Annotated in this window: 16 protein-coding genes; 6 read left to right on the top strand and 10 right to left on the bottom strand. The window is 65.9% G+C overall.

The window, feature by feature from the left end:
* Positions 1-103: 103 nt before the first annotated feature.
* The 8 genes from fae to L0U81_RS24675 all read right to left on the bottom strand — a co-directional run bounded on the left by fae (position 104) and on the right by L0U81_RS24675 (position 7,626).
* A complete protein-coding gene (fae, locus tag L0U81_RS24710; protein ID WP_233806654.1) occupies positions 104-613 on the bottom strand; it encodes a formaldehyde-activating enzyme in 510 nt (169 codons plus the stop codon).
* Between the two features lie 180 nt (positions 614-793).
* The gene (locus L0U81_RS24705; protein WP_233806653.1) at positions 794-1,684 is read right to left on the bottom strand and encodes a triphosphoribosyl-dephospho-CoA synthase; all 891 of its coding nucleotides are present in this window, start codon (positions 1,682-1,684) and stop codon (positions 794-796) included.
* A 5-nt stretch (positions 1,685-1,689) separates the two neighbouring features.
* A complete protein-coding gene (locus L0U81_RS24700) occupies positions 1,690-2,712 on the bottom strand; it encodes an ATP-grasp domain-containing protein (protein WP_233807945.1) in 1,023 nt (340 codons plus the stop codon).
* Entirely contained in the window at positions 2,709-3,749 is a 1,041-nt protein-coding gene (mch, locus tag L0U81_RS24695) for a methenyltetrahydromethanopterin cyclohydrolase (protein ID WP_233806651.1), read from the bottom strand. The genes L0U81_RS24700 and mch overlap by 4 nt, the downstream gene beginning before the upstream one ends.
* Complete coding sequence (locus L0U81_RS24690; protein ID WP_233807939.1) at positions 3,712-4,935, bottom strand: ATP-grasp domain-containing protein; 1,224 nt, start codon at positions 4,933-4,935, stop codon at positions 3,712-3,714. The genes mch and L0U81_RS24690 overlap by 38 nt, the downstream gene beginning before the upstream one ends.
* A gap of 11 nt (positions 4,936-4,946) precedes the next feature.
* On the bottom strand, positions 4,947-5,873 hold the full coding sequence (locus L0U81_RS24685) for an NAD(P)-dependent methylenetetrahydromethanopterin dehydrogenase (protein WP_233806641.1): 927 nt from the start codon (positions 5,871-5,873) through the stop codon (positions 4,947-4,949).
* Between the two features lie 55 nt (positions 5,874-5,928).
* Positions 5,929-6,954 carry a beta-ribofuranosylaminobenzene 5'-phosphate synthase family protein gene (locus L0U81_RS24680; protein WP_233806639.1) on the bottom strand — a complete coding sequence of 342 codons (1,026 nt, stop codon included), beginning with the start codon at positions 6,952-6,954 and terminating at the stop codon, positions 5,929-5,931.
* A 273-nt stretch (positions 6,955-7,227) separates the two neighbouring features.
* A complete protein-coding gene (locus tag L0U81_RS24675) occupies positions 7,228-7,626 on the bottom strand; it encodes a 4a-hydroxytetrahydrobiopterin dehydratase (protein WP_233806637.1) in 399 nt (132 codons plus the stop codon).
* 417 nt (positions 7,627-8,043) lie between these two features.
* On the opposite strand from L0U81_RS24675, the gene L0U81_RS24670 reads away from it, so the two are divergent.
* From L0U81_RS24670 to L0U81_RS24650, 5 genes are all read left to right on the top strand, one after another.
* Positions 8,044-9,861: a methanol/ethanol family PQQ-dependent dehydrogenase gene (locus tag L0U81_RS24670; protein ID WP_233806636.1), complete on the top strand. Its 1,818-nt coding sequence runs from the start codon at positions 8,044-8,046 to the stop codon at positions 9,859-9,861.
* A gap of 164 nt (positions 9,862-10,025) precedes the next feature.
* The gene (locus L0U81_RS24665; RefSeq protein WP_233806634.1) at positions 10,026-10,445 is read left to right on the top strand and encodes a c-type cytochrome; all 420 of its coding nucleotides are present in this window, start codon (positions 10,026-10,028) and stop codon (positions 10,443-10,445) included.
* Between the two features lie 32 nt (positions 10,446-10,477).
* Positions 10,478-11,386 (top strand): substrate-binding domain-containing protein, encoded by a 909-nt coding sequence (locus L0U81_RS24660; RefSeq protein WP_233806632.1) that lies wholly within the window; start codon positions 10,478-10,480, stop codon positions 11,384-11,386.
* A complete protein-coding gene (locus L0U81_RS24655) occupies positions 11,383-12,156 on the top strand; it encodes a hypothetical protein (protein ID WP_233806630.1) in 774 nt (257 codons plus the stop codon). Before L0U81_RS24660 ends, L0U81_RS24655 begins: the two co-directional genes overlap by 4 nt.
* Before the next feature lie 13 nt (positions 12,157-12,169).
* Entirely contained in the window at positions 12,170-13,174 is a 1,005-nt protein-coding gene (locus L0U81_RS24650; protein WP_233806628.1) for a LysR family transcriptional regulator, read from the top strand.
* Between the two features lie 98 nt (positions 13,175-13,272).
* Here the strand turns inward: L0U81_RS24650 and L0U81_RS24645 are convergent, their stop codons facing one another.
* Complete coding sequence (locus L0U81_RS24645) at positions 13,273-13,698, bottom strand: GlcG/HbpS family heme-binding protein (protein WP_233806626.1); 426 nt, start codon at positions 13,696-13,698, stop codon at positions 13,273-13,275.
* A 24-nt stretch (positions 13,699-13,722) separates the two neighbouring features.
* Positions 13,723-14,736: a zinc-binding alcohol dehydrogenase family protein gene (locus L0U81_RS24640; RefSeq protein WP_233806624.1), complete on the bottom strand. Its 1,014-nt coding sequence runs from the start codon at positions 14,734-14,736 to the stop codon at positions 13,723-13,725.
* Between the two features lie 97 nt (positions 14,737-14,833).
* Between L0U81_RS24640 and L0U81_RS24635 the strand changes: the two genes are divergently transcribed.
* Positions 14,834-15,763 carry a LysR family transcriptional regulator gene (locus L0U81_RS24635; protein ID WP_233807938.1) on the top strand — a complete coding sequence of 310 codons (930 nt, stop codon included), beginning with the start codon at positions 14,834-14,836 and terminating at the stop codon, positions 15,761-15,763.
* Positions 15,764-15,811 lie beyond the last annotated feature (48 nt).

The following is a 15,811-nucleotide window of genomic DNA, read 5'->3' as shown; positions in this document are numbered from 1 at the left end:
CTTGCGGCCGCGAGGCGATAGGATGCGCGAGGAGGCGGGGCCGGCAACGTCGCCGCCAACGACACCGCTAGCGGCGCCGCGTCTCCTGCGCTTGCCTGCGCCGTCAGTTCGGCGCGAACGGGTGCGCGACGGTGCCCTTCTTCGCCACCACTTCAGCCGCGCTCGGATCGCCGGTGACCGCGCGCTTGATGGCCTCGCGGGTCGCCTGGTAGTTGAACTGCTGGATCTTCTTGTCGTCCTCGGCCTGCCAGTGGATGAAGACACCGACGCAGAGGAACAGATCGTCGGCCTCGTCCTGCGGGATCGTGCCGTCCTCGACGCTGTCGGCAACCGCGAGCGCGACCGCGTGCTGCGCCGGGCCGAACATCTGCACGGCCTGCTTGGCGCCCTTGATCGTCACCTTGTTGAACAGGATCGTATTGGGCTTCGTGATGAGATTGGGGGCGACGACGGCGAGCAGCGAAGTGAAGCCGTCCTTGTTGTTGGTGAGGGCGTTGCAGAACGCGGTCTCCGCAGCCGAACCTCGCGGTCCGATCAGCAAGTCGATGTGCGCGACCTCGTTGCCGTCGCCGACGAGCGACTCACCGATCATGACGCGGTTGATCTTGGCCATTCTGTTCCTCCAATGAGTAGGTATGGACCTGCTGATGAGGCGCCGCCTGCGACCGTCCAGAACAGCATCGCGAGGGCGGAGCGTGAATGCACGGCGGTACTAACTAACAGGTTCCGTGCCAGGCGAGGATGCGCTCTTGCTGGGGGTGCGCGCGAAGGGTTCGGCCCGGGCGATCCAGGGCTAGCCGTGCCGTTCGACACAGCGCGCGACGAACAGCGTGGCGACCGCGAGGTCCGCGCTGGTGCCGGGATTGATCGCGTGCGCCTTCAGTTCGGCATCCCAGGCATCGAGCTGTGAATCGCTCGCCGAGCCGCGCGCGGCGGCCGGCGTTTGGCGCCAGCGCGCGTGCTGCTGGCGTGCCACGAGCGTGACACTCTGCGCCAGCGCGAGGCCGTGCTTGCGCACAATGTGAGAGTCGGGCCAGCGGCCGAGGAACGCGAGAAACACATTGAGCATCGCGATTTCTTCAGCCGTTTCGGGCGTGCGCGCGGGGGCTTCGTGGTACGCGGCGAGACCCATGTCGAACAGGTCCGCGAATCCGTTTGCGTATTGCCGCGCGATGCTGTCGCGCTCGCTGGCGAGCCGCATCGCGTCACGCAGGCCGATCGTCGGGGGCGCGTGGACCGATTGCTCGGGCGCGTCGCCGAGGCCGCCGGGATTGGCAAGCGCGATCGCGCGGTAGGCCAGCCGAGCGTCTTCGAGGTCGAGGCGGCTCAACACGTCGCCGACGGCCGCGCGCCACGCTTGCGCCGATACCGGCGGGTCGCCGGTTGCGTCGAGGGCCGCGGCGAGCGGCGCGACGAGCAGCACGATGCCGAGGTTCGTATTGCAGCCGACAGCCGCCCGCGTGCGCGTCACCGCGTCGAGAATGCGCTGTCCGACCCGGGCGCCCGGCGCGAATAGCGCGTTGAGCGACGCGTCCGCGCTGGCCAGGAACTGCGCCGCGTGCATGCCGTGGCCGGGGCTTTTCGTACTCACGTTACCGGGTTTCGGCGTGGTGATATCGAGCGCGCAGGCTTCGAGGAAGGCCGCGCGCGCGTGCTCGAAGGGGGGCGCATGGGTGTCGGGCATGACGCTCACGCCCGGCGCTGCGGAGATTGGTCAGGCAATCCAGCACCCACTTGTTCGGCCTGCTCGTTCGCGCGCCGCTGCGCCGCGAGCTTGCGATCGAGCAGATCGTCGACGAGCGCGGCCGCGATATCGAACGGCACGACGGACTGCAAACCGCGCCACGCCGCCACGCCGTTGACTTCGAGCACGAGCGGCAGCGCGTCGTCGGCGGGGTTGGGGATCAGGTCCACCCCGGCGTAGTCGAGCCCGAGCGCGGCGGTTGCGCGCACGGCGGTCTGCGCGAGCGGGACCGTCAGTTCGGCGGGCTCGCAGCGCGCGCCTTGCGCGACGTTGTGAATCCAGCCCTTGCCGCCGCTGCGCCGCATCGCCGCGACCGCCTTGCCGCCGATCACTAGCACGCGCCAGTCGAAGCCGGGCCGGCCTGCGGCGACAAAGCGCTGCAGGTAAGCGACGTGCCGGTAACGCGCGAGCGAGGGCAACGGCGCGAGCAACCCGCCACGCGCGCCGAGCCGCTTGAGGCCGTGGCCTTGCGAGCCGAACAGCGGTTTGAGCACGACCTGACGGCCGGCGGCCGCTTCGCGCATCAGTACGCGTTGCGCGAACGCCGCGGATTCGCCGGCCCAGGTGGCCGGCGTCGGCACGCCCGAGCGATGCAGCAGGAAGCTCGTCATCGACTTGTCGACGCTGCGCTCGATCGCGCGCGCATCGTTGTAGACCGGCACGCCCGACTCGCGCAGCGCGTGCAGGATACCGAGCCGTAGTGTCACCTGCTCGAAGCTGCCGCCGGCGATGCCGCGCACGAACACGGCGTCCGGCAGCGTGTGGCCGAAGCCCGGCACGACGAGCCCGTGCGGCAGCCAGGTGGTGTCGATCCGGCAATCCGCGAGATCGACGCAACGCGCTTCGGCGCCGCGCGCGCGGAACGCTTTCTTCAGCCGGCCCGTGTGCCAGCCGGTTTCGTCGGTCATGACCGCGATGCGCAGGCCTGTGTGCGTCGCGCTGGCCGGCGTGAGGGGCGTGAGCATCATCGCGCGACGGACTGGCCGCCCCATTGTTTTTGCAGCAGGCCGGCGTCGAGTTGGCCGCCGTGATAGGTCGCGCCGCTTTCGAGGCTGCTGACCCACACCTCGGCGGGCGCGAACAGCGCGGGATCGATCTGGTAGAAGTCGAAGTTGACGGCCGTGAAAACGTCGGCGAATGGCCGGCCGTAGTCGCGCGAATTGACGGAGGGCAGGCTTTCGGCGAGACGGTGCGCGATCTCGTCGTGTTTCACAGTCAGATGCACGCGGCCGCCGTACAGGATCGCGTCGTTGGTGCGGCCCATCGCCTGAATGCCGTCGGGCGCGGGCGGCGGCAGCGGCGCCGAGCCTGTGCCCGCGACGATTTCATCGAGCGGCACGCCGAGCACGTGCACTTTGTGCAGCGCAACTTCGACGACGCGAGCGACGACCTGTACCGTACCCGCGACAGAGTGTGTCGGCGTGACGATCAGCGTCAGGTGTTCGGGCGCGAGGCCGCAGTCGCGCAGCACCTTGTCGATGACGACCTGCGGCGGCAGACGGTCCACTTCGAGCACCAGCGCGCCGCGTTCGTGGCGGTCGCGATAGCCGAGCTCGTCGAATAGCGGTTCCTTGACCGCGAGCGCGCGCGCGGGCCCCGAGCCGAGCGAAAAGAACTTCTTGCCGCCGGTCTGCTCCTTGGTCGCCGACAGGCTCCAACCCGCGTACTGGCTGCCGAGACACGCGAGCACCGGCGACGACGTGCTGACTTCGAGCATGGTCGGCCACAACGGCGCGGCGTCGAAGTTCGCGCGTACCGCGACGCGGCCGAGCCCACCCATGCAGATGCGCGCGATCAGCAGACCGGCGTCGAGACTGCCGCGCGCGTCGACGCCGGCGTCGGCGATCACGGTGCCCTCGGCCGAGCGAGTGAGCGCGACACCGAGGCGCGCCGCATGCTCGACGAGCCGCGCGACGAGGCGCTCGGAGAGCGCGTTCACGCTCGGCAGCGCGGCCGGCGCGCAAGGGTCAGGTATGGGCGTGGAGGCAGGCATGGTCGGGTTCATCGCAGGTTTCGATTCGTTGGACGACGCGTTCGTGCTGCGCATCGAGCTCGGCGCGCACCGCGTCCACCGACGCCGCGCGCACGTGCAGCGTGCAGACCGGTTGTCCTGCGTCGATGCGAGTACCGGGCATCGGCACGTCGCGGCATTGCGGGTCGTGCAGGCAGGCGTCGGAGAAGACTGGCGAGACGCTGAACGGCCGCTGCGCGAACAGCACCCGCTGGCCGGCGCGCCAGCGCGGCTCGCGCGACAGAGCGAGGCTCGCGGCCGATGGCGGGCGGCCGTGGCGGCACGCGTCGAGATGACACGCGAGCAGGCCGGCTGGCCATGCATCGGGCGACGCGGTTTCGTAGAGCGCCATCGTCGACGACGGGCGCGCGTTGATTTCGAGCACGTCGAACGTGGTGCCGTCGGAGAGAAAGTCGCAACTGTTGATGCCGACGAGACCGGTGCGCGCGCAGAGCGCGTCGAGCGCTTCCTGGATGCGCGCGGCGAGCGCTAGCGGCAAGTCGATTGGACCGACCGAGCCCGCATGCACGAAGCCGCGATCACCGATCGCGCAGGTGAGCTGCTCGGCGAAACCGATCAGATGCGCGCGGCCGTGCGCGCCAATGAAAAGCGCCGACAGCGAGCGGCCCTCGCCAAGGCGCTGGAAGTAGCCGCACGTGGAATCGGTGCCTGAGTCGAACGCCGTGGCGGGTTGGATATGTGTACCGCCGCAGCCGTCCGCGCGTTTGAACAGCCAGCCTTCAGCAATTTGGGGCCGCTCGAACGCCACGGCAGGATGCGCTATCCGCAACGCGTCGAGCAGCGCGAAGAAACGCCGGGGCTCACGCACGGCCGCGATCGCGTCGGCATCGTTGCCGAGATGGCGCGGCAAGCCGGATTCGCAGTGCAACCGGGGCATCAACGGTTCGAGCCCGCTACCGCCGACCCAGCCAAGCAAACCAGGCAGACGCGCGACACGTTCAAGAGCGTCGACGAGCCGCGCCCGATCGATCACGAGCGCGCCACCCTCTGCGCCAATGTCGAACCACAGCTCGGCGGCCTCGCGCGTGTCGCGGTCGCCGAAGATATCGAGCGCGGCGACGTGCAGCCCGGCGCGCGTCGCGGACTGCGCGAGCCAACGCGCGGACAAGCCGGCGACCGCGACGAACGGCGCCTGCGTGAGCGGCCGGTTCGGCTTCATCATGGCCGCTCTCAGCCGAGACCGGCCGCGACCGCGCGGGCCTCGTCGTACGCTTGTGGAAAGCCGAGGTAGACCGGCTTGCCGCCCGTGCGCATGCGCATGAAGAGGCGATGCTCGACCTGATACTTGACGTTGCCGATTGCCAGCGCGCCGATGCCGATTGCGCCCGCGTTCGGCACGCCGTCGATCGGCTTGCCGTCGTTCATCACGTTCACGCCGGCGATGCCTTCCGGCGGCACCGCATTGACATCGGCGGCGACGAGCAGGCGTTTCGCATGCGCGAGGTCGTCGCTGCTGACCACCTGCACGCCCGCCAGTGCGGTGGCGAGCACGATTTCCGCGTCGGCGAGCGCGCCGCGCAGTTCGTCCGTGGTCGTGGTGCTGATGCCGTTGGTGACGATGCCGAAACGCTTGTTGAGATCGGCGGAGGCACCGAGCGCGCGATTGCGGTCGTGGTGGCTGGCGATCGTCACGTCGGCGCCGCGCGACGCGGCGATCGCTGCCGCGATGCGCCCGACCGCGCCGGTTCCGCCGAGAATCAGCACGCGCTTGCCGCCCAGCTCCATGCCGTGCTGTTTGCCCAGATGCCGCTCGACCAGCGCGACGAGCGCGGCCGCGGTCGTGTACGAGCCGCTCGGATCGGCGAACACGGAGACTTCGAACGGCGGGACCATTGCTTTGCGTGCAAGGTCGAGCATGTCGGCGGCCTGCATCACGTCGCGTCCGCCGATGAAGATGCCGGTGCGCGACACCCCTTTCGGGCCGCGCGAGAAGATCGCGTCCTGAGTCAGGTTCGCGACCATCCCGGCGTCGACGTTGCAATACGGCACGATGACCTGATAGCCGGCGTCGGCGGCCATGTTGACGTCGAACGGACTCATCTGCGGCGTGGCCGTGAACATGTGCAGGATGTAGGGCCTTTCAATGGTTTCTGACATGGCAGGGGCTCGTTTCAGTGGCAATCTCGGGGACGGCGCAAGGCAAGGCCGCTCATCATGCGGCGTCGATGTGCGGCGCGCGCGCCTCGGCGCCGCGGATCGTCGCGCCGCTATTGCGGCCCGCGACGACGCTGCATTCGATATGCGGCAGCGCGCTCGCCACCGCGCGCGCGGTCGCGAGCGCGCCGTTGGCCTCGCGTGCGCTCGCGAGCACCGCGAAGCCCGTCGGGCCCCACGAGGTCTGGCCGATGCCGGCGGTGCGTTCGGCGGCGACCGCGCGCAGCACGCGCTCGACGTCGGGACTCGCGAACACGCCGCCTTGCGCGCTCGCGAAATATTCGCCGATGGTCTGCTGCATCTCGGTGAGGCCATGCGCGAACGCCGCGAAGTCTTGCTCGGCGGCACCGGGCAGGATCTGCAGCAGCACCAGATGGCACAGATGCGCGGCGAGCCGCTGCGGAAACGGCGCGAGCGACGCGAGCGCGCTGCGTTCCTCCGCACCGTGCAAACCCTCGCGGCTGTTGTCGCTGACGAGCAGCACGCGCCACTGCTGCGGAAACGGCTGGCGCGACAGCAGCGGCGGCGCGCTCTGGCTCAGATTGCCGGGCGGGCCGCCATCGAGCAGCAGGCCGCCGTACTCGAAGCCGAGAATGCCGATGCCGGAGCGTGCGCCGCGCCCGAGCAGGCCGGCGAGCTCGGCGCCCGTCGCCGGCTGGCCGGCGAGCCGCGCGAACGCGGTGCCGACGGCCAGCGCCAGTTGCGTACCGGAACCGAGGCCGGTGTGCGCGCGCGGCGCCTCCCGGACGTCGATCGCGAGCGTCGCGGGTCCATAGGCAGCCCGCAGCCGCGCGAGACACAGCGCGATTCGCTCGCGCTCGACCTCGTTCACCGCGCCGCCAATCTGCTCGCGCTCGGCGAGCTGCGCCTCGATCCGCGTGCCGTGTGTATCGATGACGAAACCCAGGCTGCCGAATGCGCGTCCTAGCGACGCATTCGGATCAAGAAAGCCCAGATGCAGCCGCGCGGGCGCATCGATCGTGACGGGGCCTCGGGGCGGGAGACGGCGAAGCTGAAGCGGCATCTCGAGTGTCCTCAGGTGTCCTTGCGGTTGTGCGAGACCGGGTTCGGCCGCGAGCCGCGCGCGCCGCGTCGCCGGTCCCGGCGGCCGTGCGCCCGGCGACCTCAAGCGAAAGCCGTACCAGGCGACGGGAACGGCTTGGCCGCAGGGTTCGGCCCGCTGGAACCTTCAAAAACACCCGCCGCGCGCCGCACCGTTTCGCCGCTGCATGGACGCTGTGTGACGCCGAAGGCGCACTGTGTCACGCGCTGTTTCATGCGGTGACGCTCGCGCGCGTCAAGCGCCTTGCGCGGGTTTCGGCGCGTCGTACTTGATATAGCGGAAGCGCTGATCGTCGGAGGGCGTGCCTTCGAGCGGGCCATCCTCGAGGCGGGGCTGCCAGTGGACCACCGATTCGATCTTCGTCGCGAGCGCGAAGTCCTTGTCCGTGATGCCCTTGGCGCTGTGCGTTTTCAGCTTCACGGTCACGAATGCGTACGAGACCGTCAGATCCGGGTGGTGCCACGCGGCTTCCGCGAGATGGCCAACTGTATTGACGACCATCAGCGTTCCCTTCCAGCCCTCGGTGCGGTATTTGCGCCGCAGCCAGCCATCCTCCAGGTACCAGTGTTGCAGCGGACCGACGAGGCGCTGCTGGATCTCTTCGTCAGAATAGACGTGCTCGGTATTTGCCATGGCGGTTGCTCCTCGAATGCGCGAATCGTTCGCCGAACGAAGCATCGTTGCAAGTGACAGGCCAGTGCTGCGGCGCAAGATTCGCAAAGGACACGATTCGTCTCACGCACGTGACACAGTATGTGCCGCATTGCGTGACGCAACCCCTTCAGCTTACCGCCGTGCAAGCTTCCGTGCGCAACGCCCGAGCACCGCGACACGTCGCGCGTGCGCAGTCGCGGGCCCGCGCGGGCAAAAGCGGCAAACGTTGCCGTTATTCCGGCATGGAATATGCGTTTGCCCTTAATGCGTCGCGAAGCCCGACATCGAATCGGGATAGCGCGTTAATCGTTACCTGCAATCGAGAAGGCGCGCACGATGCGAAGAGGTAGCGTGGGTCATTCGTGAGTTGAACCGCAGGACAATTCTGGAGGAGACATGAACTTACGCACTGTAGTTCTTGGGCTCGCGATCCTCGCATCCGCAGCCTTTGGCTCTCTGGCTGCGCAGGCCGATTCGCAGCTCGACGGGCTGATGAAAAACCCATCCAACTGGGCGTCCCAGGCGGGCGATTATGCAAATCACCGCTACAGCCCGCTCAAACAGATCAACGAGAACAACGCCGGCAAACTTCAGGTCGCATGGACCATGTCGACGGGCGTGCTGCGCGGCCATGAAGGCGCGCCGCTCGTGATCGGCGACACGATGTATATCCATTCCCCGTTTCCAAACAAAGTCATTGCGATCAACCTCAAGGATCAGACCTTCCTCTGGCAGTATCAGCCGAAGCAGGACGAACAGGTCGTCTCCGTGATGTGCTGCGACACGGTCAATCGCGGTCTCGCCTACGGCGACGGCAAGATCTTCCTGCAACAGGCCGACACCAAGCTCGTCGCGCTGAACGCGAAGACGGGCGAGGTGGTATGGACCGCGCAGAACGGCAATCCGAAAGCTGGTGAAACCAACACCAACGCGCCGCACGTATTCGGCGACAAGGTGCTGACCGGCATCTCGGGCGGCGAGTTCGGCGTGCGCGGGCGTCTGATCGCGTACGACATCAAGACCGGCAAACCGGTCTGGACCGCGTACAGCACGGGCCCCGACAATGAAATGCTGCTCGACCCGCAAAAGACGATGACATACACCAACGGCCAGATGGTGCCGGTGGGCGCGGATTCGTCGCTGAAGTCGTGGAAGGGCGATCAGTGGAAGCTCGGCGGCGGCACCACGTGGGGCTGGTATGCGTGGGATCCGAAACTCAACCTTGTTTACTACGGTACTGGCAATCCGGGCACATGGAACCCGACGCAACGTCCGGGCGACAACAAATGGTCGATGTCGATCTTCGCGCGCGACCTGAATACCGGCACGGCCAAATGGGTCTACCAGATGACGCCCCACGACGAATGGGACTATGACGGCGTCAACGAAATGATCCTGTCCGACCTGACGATCGGCGGCAAGAAGGTGCCCGCGATCGTGCACTTCGACCGTAACGGCTTCGGCTACACGCTCAATCGTGAAACCGGACAGTTGCTGGTCGCGCAGAAGTACGACCCGGCGGTGAACTGGGCCGATCGCGTCGATCTGCAAAGCGGCCTGCCGATTCGCAACGTGACGTACTCGACGCAGGCGGCCGGCTCTGATCACAACGTGAAGGGCATCTGCCCGGCGGCACTCGGTTCGAAGGACCAGCAACCTGCGGCGTTCGATCCGAATTCAAGCCTGTTCCTCGTGCCGACCAATCATGTTTGTATGGACTACGAGCCGTTCGAGGTCGACTACGTGTCGGGGCAGCCGTATGTCGGCGCCACGCTGTCGATGTATCCGGGCCCGAACGAGAACAACGCGATGGGCAACTTCATCGCGTGGGATGCGAGCAAGGGCAAGATCGTCTACTCGAAGCCGGAACGGTTCTCGGTGTGGTCGGGTGTGCTGGCGACCGGGGGCGGCATCGCGTTCTACGGCACGCTGGAAGGCTACATCAAGGCCGTGCGCATCAGGGACGGCAAGGAACTGTGGCGCTTCAAGACGCCGTCGGGAATCATCGGCAACGTCTTCACGTATGAGTATCAGGGCAAGCAGTACGTCGGCGTGTACTCGGGCATCGGCGGCTGGGCCGGCATCGGCATGGCAGCAGGTCTCGAGAAGCCGACCGAAGGTTTGGGCGCGGTCGGCGGCTATAAAGATCTCGCGAAGTACACCGCGCTGGGCGGCACGCTGTTCGTGTTCGCGATTCCTAACGAAAAGAGCTGAACCAACGGCTCAAATGAACGGCTGAACGAGCGGGGCGGCGTGCACAGGCATGGTCGCCCCGTCAGCCTCGCAAAATCAGTGAATCACCCCCAACCGCGCCCGTATGGTGGATGCGTTGATAAAGCGCATCCGGGCGAGGCTTATTTCCAGATGGAGACTTGTGCATGAAAGGCCGATCTATCCTGTTGCTCACCGTGCTGTCCGCAGCGTTTGTCGTTCTGCCCGTCGGATACGCTCAGAACAATCCGTCGATCGCTCAGGTCGCGTACAAGGTGGTCGACGGTTCCAAGGTCGACAGTAATACGCTGCAGGGCTGGAAGACGTGGCGCGCGCTTGCCTGCGAACGCTGCCACGGCGCGCAGCAGCAGGGACTCGTCGGACCGTCGCTGATCGACGCGTTCAAGACGCTCGACAAGGACGAGTTTCATCGCACGGTGTTCGGTGGACGGGTGGCCAAGGGCATGCCCGATTTCAGCACGAGCCAGATGATGCAGAAGAACTGGGAAAACCTCTACGCGTATCTGAAAGGACGCTCCGATGGACAGATCAAGCCGGGCGATCTGCAAGCCATCGACGCTAAATAAAGGCCGCGCCGTCACTGTTCCGGAGGTTCACGATGCGTGATAAGAGAAGCATGTCCGTGCATGTCAGCGTGATCGCCGCCGCGCTCTGCACCGCGGCGCTCGCGAGTGCCGCGGTCCGTGCGGACGGCGCGCTGCCGAACAACGACGGCGCGGACGGTGTGCTCAGAGTATGCGCGGACCCGAACAACATGCCCTTGTCCAACAACAAGGGCGAGGGCTACGAGAACCGCATCGCGGCCCAGATGGCGAGCGACTTCGGCTACAAGCTCGAATACACGTACTTTCCGCAGCGCATGGGCTTCGTGCGCCACACGTTGCGCGAGAAGGAAGAGGGCAGCGGCCGCTATCGCTGCGACCTGATCATCGGCGTGCCGAAGGGCTATGACATGACGTCGACGACGCAGCCCTATCTGCGGTCCACTTACGCGATGGTGCTGCCGAACCGCCCCGAGTTCGCCAGCATCAAGACGCCCGACGACCTGCTCAAGCTGCCGCCCGATCTGCTGCACAAGCTGCGCTTTGGCATCTTTTCGCAAACCCCCGCGGTGGATTGGCTGCTTGGCCACAATCTGATCGACCAGGCGGTGTCGTATCAGGTGCAAAGCGGCGATCCGGGCGTGTACCCCGGACAGATGATCGAACATGACCTGCAAGCGGGCAACGTCGACGTGGTGTTCCTGTGGGGGCCGATTGCCGGCTACTACGCGAAGCGCGCCGGCGACTCGGTCAGGCTCGTGCCGTTCCCGCCGCAACCCGGCATCCGCTTCGACTACACGATTTCGATGGGCGTGCGCTACGGCGAGAAGGAATGGAAGGACAAGGTGGATCAATGGATCGGCGCGAATCACGACAAGATCGACAGCATCCTCGCCACCTACCAGGTGCCGATGCTCAAACCGGTCGACGTGCAGGCGGCGAAGCCTGGCGACGCGTCGCAATGACGCGCGCGCGCGGCGCAGGGCTACGCGCGGCGCGCGCTGCGCTGACGTGGACGCTGTGCGTGCTGTGTCTCGCGCCTGCCGCCGCGCTCGCGGCGAACGCCGCGTCGGCGACGCCGGGCAGCGACGAGATCACGCCGGCCGAGCGGCTGATTTTTCTGACCGATCATCTGCACGGCGTCGCCGCGCAGACCGAGCTCGACTACGCACTGATCGATTCCGGGCAGCCGTCGCGTAGCAGCGACGTCGTCAAGGTGCTGGTTCTGAGCGCGGACAATGCGAAAGGCGACGCGCAGGTGTCCGATCACAGCGGCAGCGTGAACCTGCCGATTGGCGGGCTGCAATGCAATCCGGCGATCATCTATTTTCTCGAACACGATATCGCCGAGATGCAGGGTCTCACCGGCGGACAACGCCGCTATTTCCAGCAGCGGCTGCGTCTCGCGCTCGCCGCGGGGCCGCAGATCGAGAGCGTACCGAGCGAGGTCGGCGGCAAGCCCCTCAGCGCGCGGCGCGTCGTCGTGCAGCCCTATCTGAACGATCCGAACGGGGCGCGCTTCGCGCAATACACGGGCAAGCGCTACACGTTCCTGCTCGCCGAAGGCGTGCCGGGCCAGGTGGTGCAGATTCGCACCGACGTGCCGGGGCCCAACAACGATTTTGCGCATCCGGCGCACACGGAGACGTTGAGCTTTCAGTCCGCACTGAGCAAGCTGCCGGCGCCGGGCAAGGCGCCGGTGAAGCCGTCGAATGCGCCGCGCGCGAGCCGCTGAGGCGATAGTCCCCATGCAGAGCGCGAGTTTCGCGACGAACCGGGTCAAGCTGAATTTCGTTCGTACGCTGACCCTGCGGCAGTTGCAGATCTTCGTCGTCGCGAGCCGCTATACCAGTTTCGCGCGCGCGGCCGAGGAGCTGCATCTGACGCAGCCGGCGGTATCGATGCAGATTCATCAGCTGGAAGAAGCGGTCGGCCTGCCTCTGTTCGAGCGCGTCGCGCGCAAGCTCACGCTGACCGAAGCGGGCGAGGTGCTGACCCATCACGCGAGCCGCATTCTCGGCGAAATCAAGGACACCGAGGACGCGATGATGTCGCTGAAGTCGGCAGACAGCGGCTTGATCAACGTGGGCATCGTGAGTTCGGCGACCTACTTCGCGCCGAAACTGCTGGCGATGTACTCGCATCTGTATCCGAGGGTCGACGTGCACTTTTCAGTCGGCAATCGCGACGCGTTGCTGCGTATGTTGCAGGACAACGCGATCGATCTCGCGATCATGGGCCGTCCGCCGCCCGAACTCGACACGACGGCAGAGCCGCTCGCGAATCATCCGCAGGTCGTTATCGCGCCGCTGAGTCATCCGCTGTGCGGCGCGCGCCGCTTCGATCTGCAGGAGCTGCGCAATGACCTTTTCCTGTTGAGAGAACCCGGCTCGGGTACGCGGATGGCCGCCGAGGCGATGTTCCGGCAGCATCTGTTCACGCCCGCGAAAACCGTCACGCTCGGCAGCAACGAAACGATCAAGCAGGCGGTGATGGCGGGCATGGGCGTGAGTCTGATCTCGCTGCATACGTTGCAACTCGAGTTGCGCACCGGCGAGATCGCGCTGCTCGACGTGAACGGCACGCCGATCGAACGCACATGGCAGATCGTGCATCTGCGCTCGAAGCTGCTTTCGCCGACCAGCTTGATGTTCCGGCAGTTTCTGCTCGAGCATGCGGCGCTGCATCTGGAGCAGGAATATGCGGCGTTTGCGGGGGTGTTTGCGAAGGCGCCGGCCGGCGCGAAGCGATAGGGCACCAAGGTTATTACGACGGATACGACGATGCAATTGTCGCGAACCGACCCACGGCCACCGCTCGTGCCGCCACAGAGCCCGCTAGCAGTGCCGACTCATTGCAGAAACCCTGCGTTACGCAGCGCCTCCTCCGCGGCCTCATGGTCTTGAACTGACGTTCCGCCGGAAACACCGATGCCACCCACCAGACGCCCTTCATGGAAGAGTGGTACTCCACCGCCGACCGGCGTCAGGCGCGGATGGTGCGCCAGCGGGGCAACGGCGGGTTCGGCCATGTACTGATTCCATTGGTGCGTGGCCATGCCGAATGACGCGGCGGTCCATGCCTTGTCGATGGCGACGTCAACGGTCAGGAACGGGGCGGTATCCGCGCGCTCGAAAGCGCGCAGGTGGCCTCCTGCATCGGTAATCGCGATCGTCGCGGCGAACCCGCGCGCGGCACACGCGCGGCGTGCTTCTGCCAGCAGTGCCTGCGCGGCTTCCAGGCTGATCGTTGTCGTGCTGATGATTGGTGATGTCATGTTGATGCTCGTTGTTAGAAACGTTTAGCGGTTGGCGACGACGACCTTGCCGATCATGTTGCCCGCTTCGACCAGCGCGTGCGCTTCGATGAGGCTTGCGGCGTTGATGCCGTCAATGCGTCGGGTCAGCGTGTGCTTGAGGCGGCTCTGGTCAACCAGCTGCGCCGCGCGGCGCAGCAAGGCGTGTTGCCGTGCGAGGGTGTCGGTGGTGAACATCGCGCGGGTGAACATCAGCTCCCAGTGAATCGAGATGGATTTCCCCTTGAACGGTCCGATGTCCAGACCCACCGGGTCGTCGATGAGCGCGAACTGGCCTTCCGGGCGCAGCACGGCGGCGATTTGCGGCACATAGGCGGCGCTGTTGTTCAACCCGGCAACGTGGGTAACGTGCTCGATGCCGAGCGCGGCCAACTGGGGTGTCCAGGGCTGGTGGTGATCAAGCACGTAATGCGCGCCATGTGCCAGCACCCACTCGCGGGTTTCCGGCCGCGAAGCCGTGCCGATCACTGTCATGCCCGTAAGCTCGCGCGCCAGTTGGGTCAGAATCGAGCCGACGCCGCCAGCCGCTCCGATGACGAGCAGCACGTTGTCGTCGGTCGGGTCCGCTGCCTGAACACGCAGGCGGTCGAACAGCAGCTCCCACGCGGTGATCGTCGTCAGCGGCAACGACGCGGCCTCTGCGAAGTCCAGTGATGTCGGCATGGGGCCGACGATGCGTTCGTCCACGGCGTGCAGTTCGCTGTTGCAGCCGGCCCGCTTGATGTCACCGGCGTACCAGACACGGTCGCCTGGCTTGAAGCGCGTGGCCAGCGGACCGGTAGCGCGGACGATTCCTGCGGCGTCCCAGCCTGCGATGCGCGCACCACCTTCCGGAATATCTCCACCGCGCCGGATTTTGGTATCGACCGGGTTGACCGACACCGCTTTTACTTCCACTAGCAGATCGTGGTCGCGCAGCTCCGGCGCCGGCAGCTCGATATCCTGCAGCGCCTGCGGGTGGCTGATGGGATGGTTCTGATAGAAGCCAATGGCTTTCATACACGTGGTCTCCAAGGGTGTGTGAGACCATGTTATCTTTCGTCGATATGCGGATAAATACCCGCCGCGCCAAAATACTTTCAGCGTTTCAATGAAAATGATTCGACTCGATGACGTTCAGATCTTCGTGCACACGGTGGACTACGGCAGTTTCTCGGAGGCGGCGCGCCAACTGAATATCGCCCCCGCACATGCGAGTGCATCAGTGCAGCGGCTCGAAAAGGCGCTAGACACGCGCCTGTTCACGCGTTCGACGCGAAGCATGCAACTATCGGAGGCCGGGGAGCGTTATCTGCCGCATGCGCGGGTCATGATTGGTGCGCTGGAGCAAGGCGAACAGGCCCTGGCAAACGGCAGGGGGGCGCTGTCGGGGCCGCTGCGGCTGTCTGCTCCGTCTGACTTTGGTCGAAACCTGCTGTTGCCGTGGCTGGATGAATTCCAGCACCGGCACCCTGGTTTGTCGCTGCACCTGAAAATGAGCGACCGTGCGGCCGACCTCATCCGCCAGCCGCTAGATGCGGTCGTGCGCTACGGAGCGCTGCCTGATTCATCCCTGGTGGCCATGAAGCTGGTCGACAACAACCGACGCGCATTGTGCGCCGCACCTGCGTACATCGAACGGCATGGCACACCGGCTAAAGTTGACGACCTGCGGCGACACAACTGCCTTCGGTACGTCTGGAGCGAGCAGATACATGAACGCTGGCGCTTTACCCCGCCTGGTGGCGAACGCACCGTGGCAGTCACGGGTAATCGCATCAGCGACGATGCCGATGCAGTTCGTCGCTGGGCGATTGCGGGGGAAGGCCTTGTCTACAAGTCGCGATTGGACCTCATCGACGATCTGAAGTCAGGCCGACTGGTGGAGTTATTTCCCTCGGAGTATTGCGAGCCAGCGCCGCTGCACCTGATTTGCGCTCACCGTGCGCAACTGTCACCGGCGATTAACGAGTTACATGCCTTCCTGCGCGAGCGTTGCTCTGCGTTGCTTGCAACCTACCCATCGGGCGGCTCCCGATCTGCGTAACGAAGTTCGCCCTTTCATGGTCGGCGTCGGCACCGCCGATGGCACAGT

The organism is Paraburkholderia sp. HP33-1 (assembly GCF_021390595.1).
Classification (GTDB): domain Bacteria; phylum Pseudomonadota; class Gammaproteobacteria; order Burkholderiales; family Burkholderiaceae; genus Paraburkholderia.
Note: the sequence above shows the minus strand (reverse complement) of the source record. Positions and strands in the feature narration are given on the sequence as shown.